The organism is Serratia sp. P2ACOL2 (assembly GCF_003691565.1).
GTDB classification, from domain to species: Bacteria; Pseudomonadota; Gammaproteobacteria; order Enterobacterales; family Enterobacteriaceae; genus Serratia; species Serratia liquefaciens.
Map to the genome: position 1 here is coordinate 3580885 of NZ_CP033162.1, position 21482 is coordinate 3602366.

At 56.7% G+C, this 21482-nt stretch carries 16 protein-coding genes; 9 read left to right on the forward strand and 7 right to left on the reverse strand.

What is annotated here, in order from left to right:
* Positions 1–13: 13 nt before the first annotated feature.
* Both EBA31_RS17500 and EBA31_RS17510 read right to left on the reverse strand, forming a co-directional pair.
* Positions 14–1381 (reverse strand): APC family permease, encoded by a 1368-nt coding sequence (locus EBA31_RS17500; protein ID WP_020827745.1) that lies wholly within the window; start codon positions 1379–1381, stop codon positions 14–16.
* A 533-nt stretch (positions 1382–1914) separates the two neighbouring features.
* Positions 1915–3333 (reverse strand): glutamine synthetase family protein, encoded by a 1419-nt coding sequence (locus EBA31_RS17510; protein ID WP_020827746.1) that lies wholly within the window; start codon positions 3331–3333, stop codon positions 1915–1917.
* Between the two features lie 394 nt (positions 3334–3727).
* On the opposite strand from EBA31_RS17510, the gene puuR reads away from it, so the two are divergent.
* The 6 genes from puuR to EBA31_RS17540 all read left to right on the forward strand — a co-directional run bounded on the left by puuR (position 3728) and on the right by EBA31_RS17540 (position 11457).
* Entirely contained in the window at positions 3728–4285 is a 558-nt protein-coding gene (puuR, locus tag EBA31_RS17515) for an HTH-type transcriptional regulator PuuR (RefSeq protein WP_020827747.1), read from the forward strand.
* 20 nt (positions 4286–4305) lie between these two features.
* Complete coding sequence (locus tag EBA31_RS17520) at positions 4306–5586, forward strand: FAD-binding oxidoreductase (protein ID WP_122079864.1); 1281 nt, start codon at positions 4306–4308, stop codon at positions 5584–5586.
* A gap of 121 nt (positions 5587–5707) precedes the next feature.
* The gene (locus EBA31_RS17525) at positions 5708–7219 is read left to right on the forward strand and encodes a sugar ABC transporter ATP-binding protein (protein WP_122079865.1); all 1512 of its coding nucleotides are present in this window, start codon (positions 5708–5710) and stop codon (positions 7217–7219) included.
* Positions 7216–8211, forward strand: coding sequence for an ABC transporter permease (locus EBA31_RS17530; protein WP_020827750.1), 996 nt, complete (start codon positions 7216–7218; stop codon positions 8209–8211). The genes EBA31_RS17525 and EBA31_RS17530 overlap by 4 nt, the downstream gene beginning before the upstream one ends.
* 245 nt (positions 8212–8456) lie before the next feature.
* The gene (locus tag EBA31_RS17535; protein ID WP_020827751.1) at positions 8457–10451 is read left to right on the forward strand and encodes a ligand-gated channel protein; all 1995 of its coding nucleotides are present in this window, start codon (positions 8457–8459) and stop codon (positions 10449–10451) included.
* Positions 10452–10509: 58 nt separating this feature from the next.
* A complete protein-coding gene (locus tag EBA31_RS17540; RefSeq protein ID WP_122079866.1) occupies positions 10510–11457 on the forward strand; it encodes a siderophore ABC transporter substrate-binding protein in 948 nt (315 codons plus the stop codon).
* Positions 11458–11507: 50 nt separating this feature from the next.
* Here the strand turns inward: EBA31_RS17540 and EBA31_RS17545 are convergent, their stop codons facing one another.
* On the reverse strand, positions 11508–12296 hold the full coding sequence (locus tag EBA31_RS17545) for an ABC transporter ATP-binding protein (RefSeq protein WP_020827753.1): 789 nt from the start codon (positions 12294–12296) through the stop codon (positions 11508–11510).
* A complete protein-coding gene (locus tag EBA31_RS17550) occupies positions 12293–13375 on the reverse strand; it encodes an iron ABC transporter permease (RefSeq protein ID WP_020827754.1) in 1083 nt (360 codons plus the stop codon). The genes EBA31_RS17545 and EBA31_RS17550 overlap by 4 nt, the downstream gene beginning before the upstream one ends.
* A gap of 352 nt (positions 13376–13727) precedes the next feature.
* On the opposite strand from EBA31_RS17550, the gene EBA31_RS17555 reads away from it, so the two are divergent.
* Positions 13728–14825 carry a diguanylate cyclase domain-containing protein gene (locus tag EBA31_RS17555; protein WP_122079867.1) on the forward strand — a complete coding sequence of 366 codons (1098 nt, stop codon included), beginning with the start codon at positions 13728–13730 and terminating at the stop codon, positions 14823–14825.
* A gap of 55 nt (positions 14826–14880) precedes the next feature.
* Here EBA31_RS17555 and EBA31_RS17560 read toward each other — a convergent pair whose 3' ends face one another.
* Entirely contained in the window at positions 14881–16359 is a 1479-nt protein-coding gene (locus tag EBA31_RS17560; protein ID WP_041414759.1) for an amino acid permease, read from the reverse strand.
* Positions 16360–16559: 200 nt separating this feature from the next.
* Positions 16560–17432, reverse strand: coding sequence for a DNA-binding transcriptional regulator YeiE (gene yieE, locus EBA31_RS17565; protein WP_041415520.1), 873 nt, complete (start codon positions 17430–17432; stop codon positions 16560–16562).
* 261 nt (positions 17433–17693) lie between these two features.
* Here yieE and EBA31_RS17570 point away from each other — a divergent pair, with 261 nt between their 5' ends.
* Both EBA31_RS17570 and nfo read left to right on the forward strand, forming a co-directional pair.
* Positions 17694–18782, forward strand: a complete 1089-nt coding sequence (locus EBA31_RS17570) for a YeiH family protein (protein ID WP_020827758.1) — start codon at positions 17694–17696, stop codon at positions 18780–18782.
* 103 nt (positions 18783–18885) lie between these two features.
* Positions 18886–19725 carry a deoxyribonuclease IV gene (nfo, locus tag EBA31_RS17575; protein WP_020827759.1) on the forward strand — a complete coding sequence of 280 codons (840 nt, stop codon included), beginning with the start codon at positions 18886–18888 and terminating at the stop codon, positions 19723–19725.
* A 55-nt stretch (positions 19726–19780) separates the two neighbouring features.
* Here nfo and fruA read toward each other — a convergent pair whose 3' ends face one another.
* Positions 19781–21472 carry a PTS fructose transporter subunit IIBC gene (fruA, locus tag EBA31_RS17580; RefSeq protein ID WP_122079868.1) on the reverse strand — a complete coding sequence of 564 codons (1692 nt, stop codon included), beginning with the start codon at positions 21470–21472 and terminating at the stop codon, positions 19781–19783.
* Positions 21473–21482 lie beyond the last annotated feature (10 nt).

Below are 21482 nucleotides of genomic sequence, written 5' to 3' on the forward strand. Positions count from 1 at the left end.
TAGCGATAAAAGCTTAAGCCACGTCTTCGCTAGCCTGCGGTACCGGCAGACGGAAGCTGCGCGTCACGAAGGCCAGATAAATCAGACCAATCGCCGCCCATACCAGACCCAACGTCATTGAGCTGGCTTCCAGATTGATCCACAGTGCGCCAACAGTTAGCGCCCCTAATACCGGCAGGATCAGGTAGTTGAAGGTATCTTTAACGGTACGGTTCAACTTGTCGCGGATATAGAACTGCGAGATAACCGACAGGTTCACGAAGGTGAACGCCACCAGCGCACCGAAGTTAATCAACGCCGTCGCAGTCACCAGGTCAAACGACACCGCAGACAGCGCAATCACGCCAACCAACAGTACGTTCAGCGCTGGAGTACGCCATTTCGGATGCACATAACCAAAGAAGCGCTCCGGGAATACGCCATCACGGCCCATCACGTACATCAGGCGTGAAACACCGGCGTGCGACGCCATGCCTGAAGCCAGTACGGTTACGCAGGAGAACACCAGGATCACCGACTGGAAGAACTTACCGGCCACGTACAGCATGATTTCCGGCTGGGACGCATCAGGATCTTTGAAGCGCGAGATGTCCGGGAAGTACAGCTGCACGAAGTAAGACACCACGATAAAGATGATGCCGCCGATCAATGCCGTCAGGAAGATAGCTTTCGGGATCACATTCTCTGCATCTTTGGTTTCCTCAGACAGCGAACTGATGCCGTCAAAACCGAGGAACGAGAAGCACAAGATGGTCGCGCCGGTAATCATCGGCACCACGTGCGCATTCTCAGACCAGAACGGGCGGCTGCTGATCAGCGTGCCTGCACCTTCGCCATGCGAAATGCCATTCACTACCAGGAACAGGAACACGATCATGATCGCCACCTGCACCACCACGATAATGGAGTTCAGGTTTGCTACCAGCTTAATGCCGCGCAGGTTGAAAATCGTCATCAGCCCGACCAGCGCTGCCACGAAGATCCACGAAGGCACGCCCGGGAAGATGGCTTCCAGGTAAATTTTTGCCAACAGAATGTTGATCATCGGCATGAACAGGTAGTCCAGCAGTGATGACCAGCCCACCATAAAGCCGACGTGCGGGCTGATGGCCTTCTGGGCATAGGTATAAGCAGAACCGGCGGACGGGAATTTCCGTACCAGTTTGCCGTAGCTCAATGCGGTAAACAGAACCGCCAGCAGAGCAAAGGCGTACGCCGTCGCGACGTGACCATCGGTCAGGCCGGAGACGATGCCAAAGGTATCGAAGATGGTCATTGGCTGCAGGTAAGCCAGGCCCATCATCACTACCGGAACTAAAGTCAGGGTTTTACGCAGCTGTGCGCGTTGAGCCGGTGCGGCGCTGATGATGTTATCGGACATTGCGCAGCCCCCCCTTACCTTCTGCCTTGCGGAATATAGACACGCCAAGACTTAAGGTTGCGGGGAAACTTCGCAACTTGCGACTGAATTCAAAAAGAAGGGGATTGGAAGCTGGATAACGAGTCAAGGCTGCCTTGGCTGCTCCATAATCGCTGCGACCGCAGCGGAAACCGGCGGGCACCGGTGCTAAAGTGAAAAATTGCCCCATCTTTCTTATCCTCATGAGTCACGACCATAAAGTTTTGTTTGATCGCGCACGAAACTATTTATCTATCCGGATCGGTGTCCGGCCTCGCTTGGTGTATGAAACGCACAGTTTGTAGAACATAAATGCAAAAAAAATAACCGACGCGTTAAAACGTCGGCTATCTGCATTAGGGATATTTTGCACCAAAAACCCTCCTGATGACAAGATCAGGAAGGCTTCTTAAACAAATTCTTTTCGCGATCGTTCGGAAAACAACCCTTACAGGTGAATTAATCCGCTATCGTTCTATCGCACATCAAGTTAATGCCACACATTTTACGCCCCTTCAGGCATTTTTCAACATCCAATCAATCTCGGTTTCAGTCACCAGACGCTCAAATTGCATCAGTTCATCCATCTTGCAGGCATGGTAAACGTGGGCAAAACGTTCGCCCAGATACTGCGTCAAGGCTTGCTGATGCTCAAACTCGTACAGCGCGTCGCTTTGGCGAATGGGGAACGGCACCCCTTCTTGTTCAAGACCATTACCGGTCACCGGCTCAGGCAATGGCAATTCATTGTCCAGTCCGTAAAGTATGCCTGACAGGATCGCCGCCACCACCAGATAAGGGTTGGCATCTGCCCCCGCTACGCGGTATTCCACGCGATGATTCTCCGGCTCGCCGCAGGGAATGCGCAGCGCCACGGTGCGATTGTTGTGCCCCCAGGACGCCTGAGTGGGTACATACATGCCCGGCTGGAAGCGGCGAAAGGCATTCACATTGGGAGCCAGCAGCGCCATCGAGGCCGGCATCAGGGTGATCATCCCCGCCAGCGCACGGTGCAACAGCGCCGAGTCTTCGCCATCGGGTTGCACGAACAGATTATTGCCGTTGCCGTCCAGCATGCTGATATGCACATGCATGCCGCTACCGGCGTATTCCTCATAGGGCTTTGCCATAAAGGTGGCGTGCAGGTGATGATTTTCCGCCACCAGCCTTACCAGGCGTTTCAACGACAGCGCGTGATCGCAGGCCAGCAGCACGTTATCGGTATGCTGCAGATTTACCTCGAACTGGCCGGGTGACGCTTCCGCCACCGCACCGTCCGCCGGTAAGCCCTGCATCTGCGCCAGGGTGTCGATGTCGTTGAGTACTTCGGCAAAATGATTCAGATTGTCCAGCGAGTAAACCTGGCTCTGCATATTGCGCTCCTGGGTGCCGGGCGCACAGGGCGGTTGCAAATACCCCTCAGAGTCTCGCTGTCGATCAATGAGATAGAACTCCAACTCTACCGCTACCACCGGGAACATGCCGCGCTGGCGCAATGCCTGCCAAACTCGATTCAGGACATTACGGGGTTCAACGTCAAAGGGAGTACCATCTTCATCCAGCATGGTCAGCAACACCTGACCGATATTGTCCGGATCCGCCGCTGACGGCGTCAGCGTTCCTGCCACCGGCATACACACGCGGTCCGGTTCGCCCAGTTCCTGACCCAGGCCCGCCTCTTCCACCACGTTGCCCAAAATATCCATAGCGAATACCGAGGCGGGGAAGTAGCAGCCTTTTTCCAATTTTTTCAGTCCGGAGACGGGAATTCGTTTACCGCGGAAGGAACCATTCAGGTCAGTGAGAAGGATGTCGATATACTGCGTTGAGGGATGGCGTTCCAAATAGTGAGCAACTTCACGTTGGAACGCGCTACTTCGCCTCTCTTCATTATGCTGTGCAAAATTTTCAACTGCTGCGATATTGGTTTGCATACATCACCCGCCATTATGCTTTGAGAACGCTGCTGCGTCCGCCTGCCGATAGGTTCAACACATGGTCTGATTTCTCTGTAGACTGCGCCACAGCGGGCGCTCAAAATAACATCCATAATATGAAACATAGCCTTAACACAAATAGTTTGCAAATGTTACAATCCTGTTTGATTATTCGCCACCGGCTGCTAAATTGATAAAATATTGACCGAAAAGGCGTTAACACTCTTTTTACGTGCAGAATTTCGTCCGCCAGAACGGGGGTGGTCATGGGCAATATATTTTCCAATTCCGACACAACTACCGATATCATGCTGTGCCGATATCACTCAGGCAGGCACCTGATACCCATATTCATTTCTGCCTGTCGTCCCTACCAGAAGGAAGTACCGCTATGAGCGAAGTCAGCTTGGCGCCGGGTAAGCGCCTGTCACAGATCCGTCTGCAATTGGGTTTGTCGCAGCGCCGGGTCGCCGAACTGTCCGGGTTAACCCACAGCGCAATCAGCACCATCGAACAGGACAAAGTCAGTCCGGCTATCAGTACGCTGCAAAAGCTGCTGAAAGTTTATGGGCTTTCGCTGTCTGCCTTCTTTGCCGAACCTGAAGCCGCCAATGAGCCCAAAGTGGTCATAGAAGCCGAGGATCTGATTGAGATAGGCAGCCAGGGGGTGTCGATGAAGCTGGTGCATAACGGCAGTCCAACGCGCAATCTGGCGATGATGCTGGAAACCTATCAGCCCGGCACCACCACCGGCGAAAAAATAAAGCACCAGGGCGAGGAGATCGGCACCCTGCTGGAAGGCGAGATCATGCTGACGATCAACGGCCAGACCCATTGCCTGACCGCCGGTCAAAGCTATGCCATCAACACCGGCATTCCACACAGCTTCAGCAATACCTCGGCGCGCGTCTGCCGCATCGTCAGCGCACATACCCCGACTACCTTCTGACCTTGTTCGGCGGAGGCCCCATGACGGAACACGTTGCCAGTTATTATGCCGCCACCGCCAACACGTTCGCGCCCTACCCGGCGCTGAACGAGGATATCCGCTGCGACGTCTGCATTATTGGCGGCGGCTTCACCGGCCTGTCGTCGGCGTTGCATCTGGTCGAGGCCGGTTATGACGTGGTGGTATTGGAGGCCGCGCGAATCGGCTGGGGTGCCAGCGGCCGCAACGGCGGGCAGGTAGTCAACTCTTACAGCCGCGATATCGACGTCATTGAAGCGCGTTATGGCGCTGACACCGCCGCCATGCTCGGCAGCATGATGTTCGAAGGCGCAGAGATTATCCGCAAGCGCATCGATCAATACGCCATCGCCTGTGACTACCGGCCCGGCGGCATCTTCGCCGCTTTGAACCCTAAACAAAGCCACGCGCTGCAGCGGCAACAGGCCCGCTGGCGGCGCTATGGCAATGACCAATTGGAATGGCTGGATCGGCAGGCTATCCGCCGCGAGATCGCCAGCGATCGTTACGTCGGCGGTTTGCTGGACCGCAACGGCGGCCATTTGCACCCGCTCAATCTGGCGCTGGGCGAAGCCGACGCGGTGCGCCGTCACGGTGGGCGGCTGTTCGAACAGTCAGCCGCCACGCGCATTGATTACGCGGAACCGGCAAAGGTACACACCGCCCAAGGCTCGGTCAGCGCCAACTTTGTGATCGTTGCCGGCAACGCCTACCTTGGCGATCGGCTTGAACCGCGGCTCAGCCGGTTGAGCATGCCCTGCGGCTCGCAAATTCTCGCCACCGAACCGTTATCCAAAGATATGGCGCTGTCGCTGCTGCCCAATAATTTCTGCGTCGAAGACTGCAATTACCTGCTGGACTACTTTCGTCTGACCGCCGACAACCGGCTGCTGTATGGCGGCGGCGTGGTATATGGCGCTCGCGATCCCGCCGATATCGATCCGCTGATCCTGCCCAAAATGCTGAAAACCTTCCCGCAGCTGAAACAGGTGCGCATTGATTACCGCTGGAGCGGCAACTTTCTGCTGACGCTCTCGCGCATGCCGCAATTCGGTCGCCTGGAAAACAATGTCTATTATATGCAGGGCGACAGCGGCCACGGCGTCACCTGCACTCATTTGGCCGGCAAGCTGATCGCCGAAGTGCTGCGCGGTGATGCCGAACGTTTTGACGCCTTCGCTCGCTTGCCACACCTGCCCTTCTTTGGGGGCCGCCAGCTGCGTGTGCCTTTCACCGCCCTGGGAGCGGCCTATTATGCGTTGCGCGACCGCCTGGGGTTCTAGCGTCATCCGCCAGGAATTTTTTCATCTCAGTTATGCCTTTTAGTTTGTTGCGAAATACGCAATCTGTGTTACAAAAGACTTACTTTAGCCATCTAAACACCTAAACGTCTTTAATTACACTATGCCAACCCCTACGCCCTCACGCCTCGAGATGCGCAATATCTCGATCGCCTTTGCCGGCTTCAATGCCCTGCAAAACGTCGATTTCACCCTGCAAGGAGGCTCAACACACGCATTGGTCGGGGCCAACGGGGCAGGAAAATCCACCTTGATGGCGATCCTTTCCGGCGCGCACGACCATTATCGCGGCGAGATTTTTATCGACGGCCAGCAAGTGGATATTCATTCCCCGCTGCAGGCCCGGCAACACGGCATCCACGTGGTGCAGCAGGAAGTGGACGTGGCGTTGATCCCCACGCTATCCGTGGCGGAAAACATCATGCTCGATTGGCTGAACGAACCGGGCCATCTGCTTAACTGGGCGCAACTGTACCGCCAGGCGTCGCAGCTACTGACTCAGCTGGATTTGACTATTAACCTGCGCCAGCGTTTGTCGGAGTGCACCCTGGCGGAAAAACAGCAGGTGCTGCTGGCACGCGCGCTCTCCCACCGCTGTCGTTTTCTGGTGCTCGATGAACCCACCGCCCCGCTCGATCGCGCCGAAAGCGAACGCCTGTTTCGCGTGGTGCGCCGCCTGCAGTCCGAAGGTATCGGCGTGGTGTTTATTTCCCACCGTATCCACGAATTGAGTGAAATTTGCGACCGCCTGACGGTGCTGCGCGATGGCCGTCACGTTAGTGAGGATGCCATGCAGGGCCTGACCGGCGAGCAGATCGTCGAGAAAATGCTCGGTCACCGGCTGGACGATATTTTCCCGCCCCCACGCCCACCGCACGGTTCTCGCCCGCTGCTACGGGTGGAAGGCCTGCACGATCGCCATAAGCTGCGCGACGTCAGCCTGCAACTGCATCAGGGGGAAATTCTTGGCATCGCCGGGCTGGCCGGCGCGGGGAAAACCGAACTGTGCAAGGCGTTATTTGGCGCCTCACCGGCGCGAATTGAACGGGGTGAACTGCTGGGGAAACCCTGGGCCCCCCGCGCTCCACATCTTAGCGTCGAGCAAGGGCTGGCGCTGGTGCCGGAAGAGCGGCGTAAAGAAGGCATTTTTATCGACGAAGCTATTCCGATGAACCTGAGCGTCAGCGCCGACGACAGCTTTTCCCGCTGGAGCCTATTCAGCCGCCGCCAGGAACTGCGTTGGGCGCGCGACATCATGCAGCGCCTGAATATTCGCGCCTCCGGCCCGCAGCAGAAGCTGGCGCGGCTTTCCGGTGGCAATCAGCAAAAGGTGGCGATTGGCAAATGGCTGCGCGGCGACGCTAGCGTACTGATTTTCGACGAACCAACCAAAGGTGTGGACATCAAGGCCAAACAAGAGCTGTTCACCCTGATCGACGGCCTGGCACGCAACGGCAAAGGCATTATTTATGCTTCCGGCGAGTTCTCGGAGCTGGTCGGCCTGTGCGATCGCATCTGTGTGCTGTGGGATGGCCGGGTCGTCGCGGAACTGAATGCCGCCGACATTGATGAAGAAACCCTATTACTGTATTCCACCGGAGGAACCCCAGCGTGAGTAAAGAATTGTCCCTGCAAACTGCGCAACCCTGGCGCCATCAGCTGTTTGAGTTTCTCTACAAATGGGGGATGTTACTCACCGTTGTCGCGCTGATTGCCCTGTTCGGGATAGCGTCGGACAACTTCCTCGATCCGAACAACATCATCAATATTCTGCGTTCGATTGCCATCGTCACTGTCATCGCCATCGGAGTATCGATATCGCTGTCGGTCGGCGGTTTCGATCTTTCCGTTGGTTCCACCGCTTCACTGGCCAACGCCCTGGTGGTTTCGCTGTTCGTCTGGTACGGCTTCGGCACCACCGGTGCGATTGTGCTGACGTTACTGATTTGTACCCTGGTCGGCCTGTTCAATGCATTCCTGATCGTGGTGTTGAAAATCCCCGATATGCTGGCGACGCTGGCCAGCCTGTTTGTGATCCAGGGCGTGGCGATGACCTACAGCTACGGCGGATCAATCACCCAGAATATGCTGCTGCCGAACGGCGATATGGCCGAAGGCCTGATCCCGGAGGTCTTTTCCTCACTGGGCCAGGTGCCGGTGATCGTGTTGATCATGCTGGCAGTCACGGTAGTGGTGCAGCTTTTCCTGTCGCTGACCAAACATGGCCGCCGCATGTATGCCATTGGCGGTAATCCGGAAGCCGCGCGCCTGTCGGGTATTCGCACAGTACGTTACAGGGTTGCCGCCTATGTTATCTCTGCCCTTCTGGCCTCGCTTGGCGGCATATTACTGGCGTCACGTATCGGCTCTTCGCAGGTGAACGCCGGTGGCGGTTATCTGATGGATGCGGTCGCTGCCGCTTACATTGGTTTCTCGCTGGCCGGCTCCGGCAAGCCCAACGCGCTCGGCACGCTGGTGGGCGCGGTGATCCTCGGCGTGTTGCAAAACGGCCTGGTGATGCTCTCCGTTCCCTACTATGCCATGGACATTATCAAAGGTTTGGTGTTGGCCCTGGCGCTGGCAATCACCTACATCCAGAAACGCTGACACCCTCTCTCGGCGCAGATTCTGCTGCGCCCTTTTTCCCTTGTATTCATACGGTTAATGATTCCCCCTGCCTAAACACATACAAATGATACGAATTATCATTTGCGTTTACATTTTGTCGAAAATCCTTACAATAGCCTGACGAAACGGCGAATCCCGCAATGACGGGGCAAGTTTCTAATTATTATTCAACACGTTAAAACGACACTTTGTCGATTTACATCAGACCAGGAAAGGTTTGCCTCATGGAAAAGCCACGTTATAACAAATTAACCGCATTGATCATTGCTACATTGACCAGCGCCGGCGCCGTCGCTGCGCAACCAGACGCTCAGGACACCATGGTGGTAACCGCTTCCGGTTTCCAGCAGAAAATCCAGGACTCCCCGGCGTCCATTTCGGTCATCCCACGTCAGCAAATTGAAGACAAAGCCTACCGCGATATTACCGATGCGTTGAAAGACGTGCCGGGCGTCGTTGTTACCGGCGGTGGCAGCAGCAGCGATATCAGCATCCGCGGCATGTCCTCCAAATACACCTTGATCCTGGTCGACGGCAAACGCGTAGACACCCGCGGCACCCGCCCGAACAGCGACAACGCAGGCATTGAGCAAGGCTGGCTGCCGCCGCTGGAAGCGATTGAACGCATCGAAGTGGTACGCGGCCCGATGTCTTCGCTGTACGGCTCCGACGCCATGGGCGGCGTAATCAACGTCATCACCCGTAAAACCTCCACTACTCAGGCATGGAAAGGTTCACTGCACGGTGACGCCACCTTCCAGGAAAACAGCAATTCCGGCGATATTTTCCAGACCAACGCCTACGCTTCCGGCCCGCTGATTGAAGGCCTGCTGGGCCTGCGGGTCAACGGCCTGCTGTCGCGCCGCGCCGAGGACCAAATCCTCAACGGCTTCAATGAACAGCGCATGCGCAGCGGCACCGCGGTATTCAGCCTGACGCCAAACGAACAGAACGACTTCGATTTCGAAATCGGCCGCTCTTTGCAGGATCGAAACAGTACGCCGGGCAAATCCATGGCGACCGAAAACTGCCGCAACAAAAAGTGTACGCCGAACAGTGCCAGCGACAGCCTGTACACCCGTACCAACTACGCGGTAACCCACAACGGTTATTACGACTTCGGCAACACCACCAGTTATATTCAGCGCGAAGAGACCAACAACCCGGGCCGCGATATGAAGATGTACAACACCATCTTCAATACGCAAACCCAGTTTGATCTCGGCAGCCATATGCTGAACCTGGGCGGCCAGTACCGTTACGAAAAATTGAGTGATGGCGGTAATCAGTTAGCCGCAGCCGATAAGCTGAACCAGCTGACGCGCTGGAGCTGGGCGCTGTTTGCCGAAGACGAATGGGCGATGACCAACGACTTCAGCCTGACCAGCGGTATCCGTATGGATCAGGACCAGAACTACGGCAACCACTGGACGCCGCGCATGTATGGCGTCTGGCACCTGACCGAGCAATTTACGTTGAAAGGCGGCGTCTCCGCGGGCTATCGCTCGCCGGATCTGCGCCAATCCTCTGCCGGCTGGGGGCAAATCACCGGCGGTGGCCGCACTTCAATCATTATCGGTAACCCGGATCTGAAACCAGAGAAGAGCCTGAGCGAAGAGATCGGCGTGATGTGGGATAACCTGCAAGGTCTGAACGCCAGCGTTACCCTGTTTAACACCGACTTCAAAGACAAAATCACCGAAGTGCGTCGCTGTGACAGCGGCGACGGTGACGCGCAGTGCATGATCGGCAATACGCCGTATTACTTTATCAGCGACCGCACCAACGTCGATAAAGCCAATATGCGCGGCGTAGAAGCCACTTTCGGTTGGGAAATCACCAAAGATTGGCAGTTGACCACCAACTATACCTACACCACCTCCGAACAGAAGAGCGGGGATTTCCAGGGCAAACCGCTGAACCAAATGCCGAAGCATATGGTTAACAGCGTCCTGGACTGGCAGGCCACGCATGACGTCAGCCTGTGGTCGCGCGTTAACTTCCGCAGCAAGACTTCGGACTACATGAGCCGTTCTTCGATGGCCAAGAGCACGCCGTCTTATACCTTTGTTGACGCCGGCCTGAGCTACCAGGCGAATAAAAATCTGATGGTGACCGGCGGGGTTTACAACATCCTCGACAAGACCGTCGATTACGATAACTACAATACCGTGCTGGATGGCCGCCGTTACACCGTCGGCATGACCTACAACTTCTGATGCCACTTTGGGCGCGCGCTGCGCGCCCTTTTTATTTCTCTCACCCAAGGAAGCCACAATGACATTACGCCGCTCCCCTATGGTTCTCGCCCTGCTGGCCTGTATCGCGCTGGCCGGCTGTAACGGCAAGGTTCGCACACCGGCCGCGGATGCCCCTGCGACCGTCAGTTTTCAACATCTGAACGGCACCACCGAAGTGAAAAAGCACCCACAGCGCGTAGTGGTGCTGGACTATGCTTCGCTGGAAACATTGCAGTTGCTGGGCGTAGAGCCGCTGGCACTGCCGGGCAACCGCACCATGCTGCCGGACAGCCTGAAACAGTACCAAAATGCCAAATACCTCAATGCCGGGACCCTGTTTGAGCCGGATATGGCCACGCTGCGCGCTGCCAAACCGGATCTGATCCTGATCGCCGGTCGTTCCTCCAAGGCCTATGCCGAACTCAGCGGCATTGCGCCGACGTTAAATATGGCAATCGATCCGCAGGATCAACTGGGCAGCCTGAAACAACGCACCCTGCAACTGGGTGAGCTATTCGATAAACAGCCGCAGGCTCAGGCTGCAGTAGACAAACTGGACGCCGAGATTGCGGCGATCAAACCGCAGGTGGCCAAAGCCGGGCGTGGCCTGGTGGTGCTGTTCTCCGGCGGGAAAATCAGCGCCTACGCGCCCAAGAGCCGTTTCAGCTTTACCTATGACGCCCTCGGGTTCCAGTCTGCGCTGCAGAGCGACAACGCCGATGTCCGTGGCAATAAACTCACCCCAGAACAAGTGGCACAGTTGAACCCGGACTGGCTGTTCATTATCGATCGCGATGCAGCCACCGGTCGTCCGAACGCGGTAGCTCCGCAGAAGATCCTCACCACCACGGCGTTGAAAAATACCGTAGCGGTCAAGAAAGGTCAGGTGGTTTATCTGCCGGCGGCTGAGGTCTATCTTTCCGGCGGCATCATCACCAGCCAGCATATCGTCGAACGCGTCGCCGAGGCGCTGAACAAGAAGTAATAAAAAACCCGGCGCTGTGAAGTGCCGGGTTTTTTGCTATCCACCAGGGATCAAATCGACGGTTGGTTCACCAATCCGTCAATCAGCACCTGCGGCGTTCCCTGCGAGCAACGCTCAATGCGCCCACGAACGCCATACACCCGTGCCAGACTCTGCGGCGTGATCACCTCTTCCGGCGCACCGTCGGCAATCAATTCGCCATCCTGCAGCATCAGCACGTGATCGCCATGACGCAGCGCTATATTGATGTCATGCACCACCACCACCGTGATGATATTGCGTTTGCGCGTCTCTTTGCGTACCAAATCCATCACGTGGAACTGATAGTTAAGATCGAGCGCGCTCAGCGGTTCATCCAGCAGCAGCAACGAAGGCTGACGGATCAGCGACTGCGCCAACCCCACCAACTGTTTCTGTCCGCCGGAAAGCTGATCGAGATAGCTCAGCGCCAGGTGGGCAATGCCAAGCTGTTCCAGCAGCGCCATCACCTCAGCCTCGCTGCCGGCATTGCTGCGGCCGCCCGAAGCGCGTTGCGCCACGATGATCGATTCCAGCACGTGCAGATGCACACCGGCTGGCAATGACTGTGGCAGATACACCACCTTCTCCGCACGGCGGGCGAATGGCATCTGCATCAAATCGATGTCGTCCAGCCACAATTTCCCCTGTGCAGGGTTTAAACCCGCCAGCGAGCGCAGCAGCGTTGACTTACCGCTGCCGTTCGGCCCCAGCAGCACGGTGATTTGCCCGCGCGGCAGCATCGGAACCGCCAGGTTGCTGATAACCTGACGCTTGGGGTAGCCAGCGGAGAAGCCTTCAATACGCAATCCCTGATTCATACATTCCCCCGATGACGCAGAATAATGCTCAGGAAGAATGGCACGCCCACCAGCGAGGTAACGATGCCCACCGGAATGATAATGCCCGGGATCAGGTTTTTCGACGCCACGGAGGCCATCGACAGTACCAGCGCGCCAATCAACGCACTGGCCGGCAGATAGAAACGGTGATCTTCACCGAAGATCATTCGGGCGATGTGTGGCGCCACCAGCCCAATAAAACCGATAGGCCCAACAAAGGCCACCGCCAGCGCGGAAAGAATGCTGATGCGCAACAGGGTCGTCAGGCGCAGACGGCGCACGTCGATACCGAAACTCACCGCCCGATCTTCCCCCAAGCGCAGCGCGGTCAACTTCCACGAGCTCATCATCGACAATGGCAGCAGCACGACGAATACGCCGAGCAAAATGCCCAGTTTGTCCCACGAAGCCCGCGCCAGGCTGCCCATAGTCCAGAACACCAGCCCCTGCAGCGTGTCTTCGCTGGCAATAAACTGCATCATGGAAACCAGGGCGTTAAAGGTGAACACCAGCGCGATGCCAAACAGCACCACGCCAGAGGTGGCCACCCGTGTCCAACGCGTAATGCCGTCCAACATCAATGCGGCGAACAGGGCGAAAATAAACGCGTTAGCGGAAATAAACCATTGATCGGGGATGCCCGGAACGCCAATCCCCAACACGATAGCCAGCGCCGCACCGAAAGCCGCGGCAGAAGAGACACCGAGGGTAAAGGGACTGGCCAGTGGGTTATTGAGGATGGTCTGCATTTCTGCACCGGCCAGGCCAAGCGCAAAGCCCACCACCACCGCCATCAAGGCGTAAGGCAGGCGGATATCCCAGACGATAACCCGCGTGCCGGCGTCGGCCGCCGCAGGATCAATCAGGGTTTGCCACAGGGAAGACAAAGAGAGCCCGGATGGGCCCATGGTAAAATCCAGCAGCAGCGAACCCATAATCGCCAGTGCCAACACCCCCATCATCAATAAACGGTGGCGGAGAATATGGTGATAACGCCCCATGGCGTTGACGTCGGGTTTACCCTTGGCGTCAGGCATAGGATCGGTGGATACGCTCATTATTTCGGATACCTGTTACGACAATGACCACAGCGGCGCGGAAACGGCCGCCTGAACGGAATAAGCAGCCGCTAACAATAAAGCAAACGATAATACTTATCAATCATATCAATAGCTATTACCTGCCATATAAAGATGTAACACTTTATTTTATAACGTTATTAACCGCCCCCTTGCCATACCCTCGCCGCAGTGCCCAGGGTTAACAATTCCGAAAATATCGCCCCACTCTGCACAGCTGTGACAAATTGCAATAAAACCACATAGAATCCAAATCCTGACTGGTCACTGGCGCCCGCGCCGGGCCGGATATTTAGGGCCGATTTTCGGGACCCTTATCAAAGAGGCTGCAATGAGAAGTCGAACACCTGCGTTAACGCCTAAAAAACCCGCCCTGCTGCACTGGCTGGTGCAAAGCCCACGGCTGGCTGATGACGCCAAATTACAACGCCAGATGCGGCTTACCTTGGTGCCTTCTCCCGCCACGCCATGGTTGAATGCCGCCGGGGTGGCGCTGCTGCTGCTGGGCTATATCTGGCTGAGCCACAAGGCGATCGGCGTGGGTCTGTTGCTGCTGCTGTTGTTGCTGACCGGCGGACGTTGGTGGCTGGCGCGAGCCAACCCGCTCCGTTGGCCCAACGCGATGCTGGTGACGGTACTGCTGTGGTGCTCACTGGTGGGCGCTGTCGCCCTGATGGCCATGCTTTCTGGCCGCATGGTGCTCATCTTGTTTGCCGGCTTGCTGATTACCGGACTGGCCTTCTGGCTGATGCAACGCCATGCCGCAGCACCGCGTTTTGCCCTGCTGGAAATCATGGTGCTGACGCTGCCCTATTTACTGGCCGCGCCGCTGTCACGCGTGCAAAACCTGTTTTTATTGGCGGATATCATCCCGCTGTGGCTAGTGTTGGCCCATGGGTTAACCACGTCTTATCATCGTCAGCTCGCTGAGCGCGTCACCCTGAGCGCGGAAAAACAGCAAGCCGCCCATCAGGATCATTTGACCGGTTTCCTCAACCGTGCAGGGGGTGAAGCCGTGATGCAGGATATTTGTCGTCCTTCGGCAACGGTGCATCCGCTTTCCCATCTGTTTATTTTCGACTTTACCCCGCTGGCGGCGTTGTATCAGAGCCACGGCGTGCAGATCGGCGATGACGTGCTGCGCACCATCGGCGAACGCCTGAAAATGTTGGTGCGCCCCAGTGATTTTGTCTGCCGCTATACCGGCGGCCAGTTTCTGATCCTGGTTCACGACCTGCCTTACGGTTCCGAAGGTGAATTTTTGGCACGCTTCATTCCGGCACTGGAAGCCCCCTACGCTTTTGGCGCATTCGGTGAGGTATCGCTGCAGCTCAATACCGGCGTATTGGCGTTAACCCAGGATTATCAATCGGTTGACAGTTTGATGGCCGCGGCGCAGCGGGCGCTGACGGTAAAAGGGAAGGAATAGCTAGTCAGGGGATAAGGATAACGCGGCGGGCTCCCGCCGCGTTTCATACAAGACGTTAATTCACGTCCATTTTCGGGAATTCCATTTCGCTGTACTTCACGACACGGGTGCCGCGCGTCAGCTTGTAACCGAACCAAATGATCAGGAACAGCGGAATGCCGATGTAGGTCGCGGTCACGCCGTACCAGTCGATTCGATCTTGCAGGAATGCCTGATAGTTCTGACCCAACGTGATGATCAGGCACAGCACAAAGGCAAAGATCGGGCCCAGCGGGAAGAAGCCGGAACGGTAAGGTAAGTCGTTCAGGTCATGCCCCTGGATCATATAGCCACGACGGAAGCGGTAATGGCTGATAGCAATCCCCAACCAGGCAATAAAGCCGGTCATACCCGAGGTGTTCAGCAGCCACAGGTAAACCGACTGGTTGCCGAACATCGAACTCAGGAAGCACAGGCCCGCAACCACGGTCGTCGCATACAATGCATTACGTGGCACCCCGCCCTTCGACAGTTTGGCGAAGATACGCGGCGCTTTGCCTTCCGACGCCAGAGTAAACAGCATACGGGTTGAGGCGTACATCCCGGAGTTACCGGCAGACAATACCGCCGTCAGGATCACCGCGTTCATCACCGCCGCCGCCGACAGCAAACCGGCATGCTGGAACACCAGGGTGAACGGGCTGACGCTGATGTCTTTCACATCATTGCGCAGCAGGCTCGGATCGGTATAAGGAATAATCAGGCTGATAATCAGGATCGCGAAGATATAGAACAGCAGGATACGCCAGAACACCTGACGCACCGCGCGCGGGATATTTTTGCCCGGATTTTCAGATTCGCCGGCCGCGATGCCGATAAGCTCGGTACCCTGGAACGAGAAGCCGACAATCATCGCCACGCCTATCATCGCCGAGAACCCTCCGGCAAACGGTGCGTCGCCGATGGTCCAGTTCTGCCACCCCGCGTGCTCGCCCCCTTTGAGGATGCCGAAAATCATCAGCACGCCAATGGCGATAAAGATGATGACAGTGGTCACTTTGATCAGTGAGAACCAGTATTCTGCTTCGCCGAAACCCTTAACCGAAATGTAGTTCAACAGGAACATCAGGCACAGGAACAGCGCGCTCCAGATCCAACCCGGAGTATCCGGGAACCAATAGGTCATGACCAACTGCGACGCTACCAGGTCAACGGCGATGGTCACCGCCCAGTTGTACCAGTAGTTCCAACCCAGCGCGAAGCCAAAGCCTTCTTCCACATATTTGGCGCCGTAGGTGGAGAAAGAACCGGACACCGGCATAAAGGCTGCCAGTTCACCCAGGCTGGTCATCAAGAAGTACACCATCAACCCGATCAACGCATAAGACAGCAATGCCCCGCCTGGGCCTGCCTGCGAAACGGTCGCCCCAGAGGCGACAAACAGACCGGTGCCGATAGAACCACCAATAGCAATCATGGTTAAGTGCCGCGCTTTCAGCTCGCGCCGCAATCCGGGTGCTGGTTGCCCCGATGTTTTTATATCCTGCTGAGCCATTCTTACCCTATCTGCTGGTCAAAAAAAATAAGGGCGGATTGTAACAAATACCCGCCGGCGAACTAGTAACATTGCACTGATATAAGATAGCTTCATAATTCAGGGCTAATTATTAGCAACGGCCCTCTAGGCCTTACTTACTGTCATTAATGTGACAGGGTGCAGATTTTTATGCTTCGTTTCTGCTTACGGAGGCATTTTCAGGACGCAAGCGTGCAGTAGCTGAGAAAACGCTGCAGGGCATTGGAGATGTGCTTTTGCCGGTGATGGATCAGATAAAGCGTTCGCATCAAGGGCGGCAACGGCAGCTGCAGTTCCACCAGCGCGCCGCTGGCTAACTGTTCGCCTATCACCCGCCGCGACAGGCAACTGATACCAATGCCGTGGCGAACCGCATGTTTGATCGCTTCCGAGTTCCCCAGCTCCATCACCAGCTGAAAGTGCGGCAGATGCGCCAGTAACAGATGATCCAACACTTCACGCGTGCCCGAGCCCCGTTCGCGCAGGATCCACGGCGCATTCGCCAACATCGCCAAGGTTAAAGGCTGGCCCGCCAGCGGATTGTCCGGTGCAGCGAACACCACCAGCTCATCCTCCAGCCACGGCTGGGTGACCAGCTCTGGCATATGGCAAGGGCCTTCGATCAGGCCTAAATCGACCCTAAAATCTGCGACCGCGACAATCACGTCCTGACTGTTTCCCACATTGAGCTCCAGCGGCGTGGCGGGAAAATCTTGCCGATAACGGGCAATCATCTCCGGCAACATATAGTTGCCGATGGTACTGCTGGCCGCTATACGCAGCGCACCACCGTCATGACGGAAGAGTTGCTCAATCTCTCCGGCCTGCTCCAGCAACGCCAGCGCCTTCGGGTACAGCAGCCGCCCATGCTCATTGATGACCAGACGTTTACCGACACGATCGAACAACTGCACGCCCAGCTGCCCTTCGAGGTCGGCCAGCGCCGCACTGACTGCCGATTGCGATAACGCCAGAACTACCGAGGCCTGCGTGGTCGAACCGCTTTTCAGCACTTCGGTAAAAACTTCCAATTGACGTAAGGTGATATGCATAAACTTCTCGATATACAAAAAAGCGGCCTGTCAGTAAAGCCACTGAAACTAATGCTAAATCTGCGCCACTGGCCGGCAGCAACGCACAGGGTGAATAACACTAAGGTTATCACGTTTGCAGAAATCGACATGGGGGCCACTCATGCTTCAGGCTGCAGACTAACCACTTATTCAGATAGGTTATAAATATATAATCAATTTCTCTTTTATGTCGCCAGCACGTAGTCTTTGGCTCAAGGATTTGATGACAAGGGCTGACTTATGGCGACCAATACCACACACGATTTTCCAACGCGGCAATTTCCGCTATTCGGTCTACCTCGGCTGGTGCCGGGGCTGCTGCTAACCGGTGCCATCACTGCGCTGGCGGTCTGGGTAGGTGATATTCCCTGGGTAGCCGGGCTGGGACTGGGCGCGCTGACGCTGGCGATTTTGCTCGGTATTTTAGTCGGCAATACGCTGTATCCCTGGCTACAGCCGAGCTGCCACGGCGGTGTTCAGCTCGCCAAACAGCGTTTATTGCGTCTGGGCATTATCCTTTACGGTTTTCGCCTGACGTTTCAGCAAATTGCTGACGTAGGCACCACCGGCATCATCATTGATGCATTGACCCTGAGCACCACTTTCCTGCTCGCCTGCTGGCTGGGTAAAAAAGTGTTCGGTATCGACAGCCAGACCGCGATGCTGATCGGCGCCGGCAGCAGCATTTGCGGCGCGGCGGCCGTGATGGCGACCGAGCCGGTGTTGAAAGCCGACTCCAACAAGGTGGCGGTGGCGGTAAGTACCGTGGTGGTCTTCGGTACGCTGGCGATCTTCGCTTATCCGTGGCTGTATCAGTTGAACGAGCATTTCCAGTGGCTACCGTTTAATCAGGAAAGTTTCGGCATCTTTACCGGTTCAACCATTCATGAAGTGGCGCAGGTGGTCGCTGCCGGGCACGCTATCGGGCCGGATGCTGAAAACGCCGCGGTCATCGCCAAAATGATCCGCGTCATGATGCTGGCCCCTTTCCTGCTGCTGCTCTCAGGCTACATCAGCCGCAGCCGTAGCGCAGGAAGCACCGGTAGCCAGGCGGAAAAATCCGCGATAACCATTCCGTGGTTTGCGGTGCTGTTTATCGCCGTTGCCGGGTTGAACTCATTCGACCTGATCCCTGCGGCACTGGTAAAACACCTGATTACCGCCGATACCTGGATGCTGGCGATGGCCATGGCGGCACTGGGGTTGACCACCCACATCAGCGCGGTGCGCCAGGCCGGGGTTAAACCAATCCTGCTCGCCACGCTGCTGTTCGTTTGGCTGATTGTTGGCGGCGGCGCCATTAACCTTCTGGTGCAGTATTTTATCTGATTTGCTTCCCTTCAGGCCCGTAACCGCGGGCCTGCGCTTTTCCTGCCATTCAATCCTTCCGCTATCAATGCCATAATGACGCCGATTACACAGGAGAATGAAAATGAAGTTTGTCGGTGCACATGTCAGCGCGTCAGGCGGCGTGGATCAGGCGGTTATCCGCGCGCACGAATTGGAGGCGACCGCATTCGCCCTGTTCACTAAAAATCAGCGTCAATGGAAGGCCGCCCCGCTGCCTGCCGACGTGATCGATAAGTTTAAAAGCGCCTGTGCGCAGTACGGCTACGGCCCAGGGCAAATCCTGCCGCACGACAGCTATCTGATTAACCTTGGCCACCCGGTGACCGAGGCGTTGGAAAAATCCCGCGAAGCCTTTCTTGATGAAATGCAGCGCTGCGAACAACTGGGGCTGACCCTGCTGAACTTCCACCCCGGCAGCCACCTGTTGCAAATTGAGGAAGACAAATGCCTGGCACGCATCGCTGAATCCATCAACATGGTGCTGGACAAGACCGAGGGCGTGACGGCGGTTATCGAAAACACCGCCGGTCAGGGCAGCAATCTGGGCTTCAAATTTGAACATTTGGCGGCGATTATCGATGGCGTGGAAGACAAGAGCCGCGTCGGCGTTTGCATCGATACCTGTCACGCCTTTGCCGCCGGTTACGATCTGCGTACCGAAGAAACCTGCGAGCAGACGTTTAAAGAGCTCGGCGACATCGTGGGGTTCAAGTACCTGCGCGGCATGCACCTGAACGACGCCAAGAGCGAGTTTGGCAGCCGCGTCGACCGTCACCACAGCCTGGGTGAAGGCAATATCGGTAAAACAGTATTCAGCTATATCATGCGTGACGATCGTTTCAACAATATCCCGCTGATCCTGGAAACCGTAAACCCGGATATCTGGGCGGAAGAGATCGCCTGGCTGAAGGCGCAGCAGTAATTGCCAGATAAAAAACCGGAGCCTGAGCTCCGGTTTTTTATTGCCTGCGCCAGCGTTACGCTACCGTAGCCGCAGGGACTTCAGCGCGTTTCAGCAGTGCGTAAGACACCCCCGCCAACAGCGTACCGGCAACGATCGCCACCAGATACAACAACACCGGTGTGATAGCGCCAGGGATCAGCAGAACGAACAACCCACCGTGCGGTGCCATCAGCTTGGCGCCGAATGCCATCGACAGTGCGCCGGTCAATGCGCCGCCCGCGATGCAGCATGGCAACACGCGCATCGGATCACGGGCGGCGAACGGAATGGCGCCTTCGGAGATAAAGCACAGGCCCAACACCAGCGCTGCTTTACCGCCTTCCTGCTCGGACTTCTCGAACTTGCGACGCGCCAGTAATGTTGCCAGCCCCATCGCCAGCGGTGGCACCATACCGGCCGCCATAATGGCCGCCATAGGGGCATATACCGACGAGCTCAGCAGCGCCACACCAAAAGCGTAGGCCGCCTTGTTAACCGGACCACCCATATCGGTACACATCATGGCACCGAGGATCGCCCCCAGCAGTACCGCATTGGCGGTACCCAGTGATTGCAGCCAGTGAGTCAGGCCTTCCATAATTTTCGCTACCGGCGTACCGACGATGAAAATCATGATCAAGCCGACAATCAGGCTGGCGACCAAGGGAATGATCAGGATCGGCTTCAGCGCTTCCATACTCTGCGGCAGACGCAGTTTGGTGCTGATAAATTTGGCCACATAGCCCGCCAGGAAACCGGCAATGATACCGCCGAGGAAACCGGCGCCGGTGCTGACGGCCAGCATGCCGCCAATTAACCCTGGCGTCAGGCCCGGACGGTCAGCGATCGAGAAGGCAATAAAACCGGCCAATACCGGCACCATCAGCGCAAAGGCTGAGCCGCCGCCGATCTGCATCAACGCCGCTGCCAGCGTGCCCTTGACTTCGAATGCCTTGATACCGAACACGAACGACAGTGCGATACACAAACCACCCGCCACCACCATCGGCAGCATGTAAGACACGCCGGTCAACAGGTGACGATACGGGCCGGCGCTCTCTTTCTTCTTACCGGCGGTGGCCGTCGCACCGCTTTTTTGCGGTTGGAAAATCTCGGCTTCGGCCTGCGCCTTGTCCAGTTCCTGCGCCGTTTTTTTCAGCGCCAGGCCGGTAGAGGTACGGTACATCGGCTTGCCGGCAAACTTATCCAGATCCACTTCAATGTCCGCCGCCACGATCACCAGGTCGGCCGCCGCCACTTCTTCTGGCGTAATGGCATTGCCGGCGCCGACGGAGCCGCGGGTTTCAACTTTCACCCACCAGCCACGCTTTTTGGCTTCGCTTTCAATGGCTTCGGCCGCCATAAAGGTATGGGCCACGCCGGTAGGGCATGCAGTGATCGCCACGATACGTTTTTGACCGGCGGCTTTAGCCGGTTCGACGGCTGCCGCGGTCGGTGCCTGATAGGCTTTCGCTTCGGCTATCGCCTGCGCCAGGAAGGCTTCCGGCTCACGCACCGCATGCGCCACGTCACCCACATAAACCCGTTTGCCGTTCAGCGCGGCGTCAGCAGGTAAAGTTTGCCCTGCCACCACCACCAGTTCAGCGTCGGCGGCTGACTCAACCAACGTCAGGCCGGTTTTCACCGCAGCAGCGCCAAGCATGCGTTTCGCCAGGTGACTACGTGCCTGCCCCAGCGAATTGTCTATCATCAGCAGTGTTTTCATTCTGCCTCCT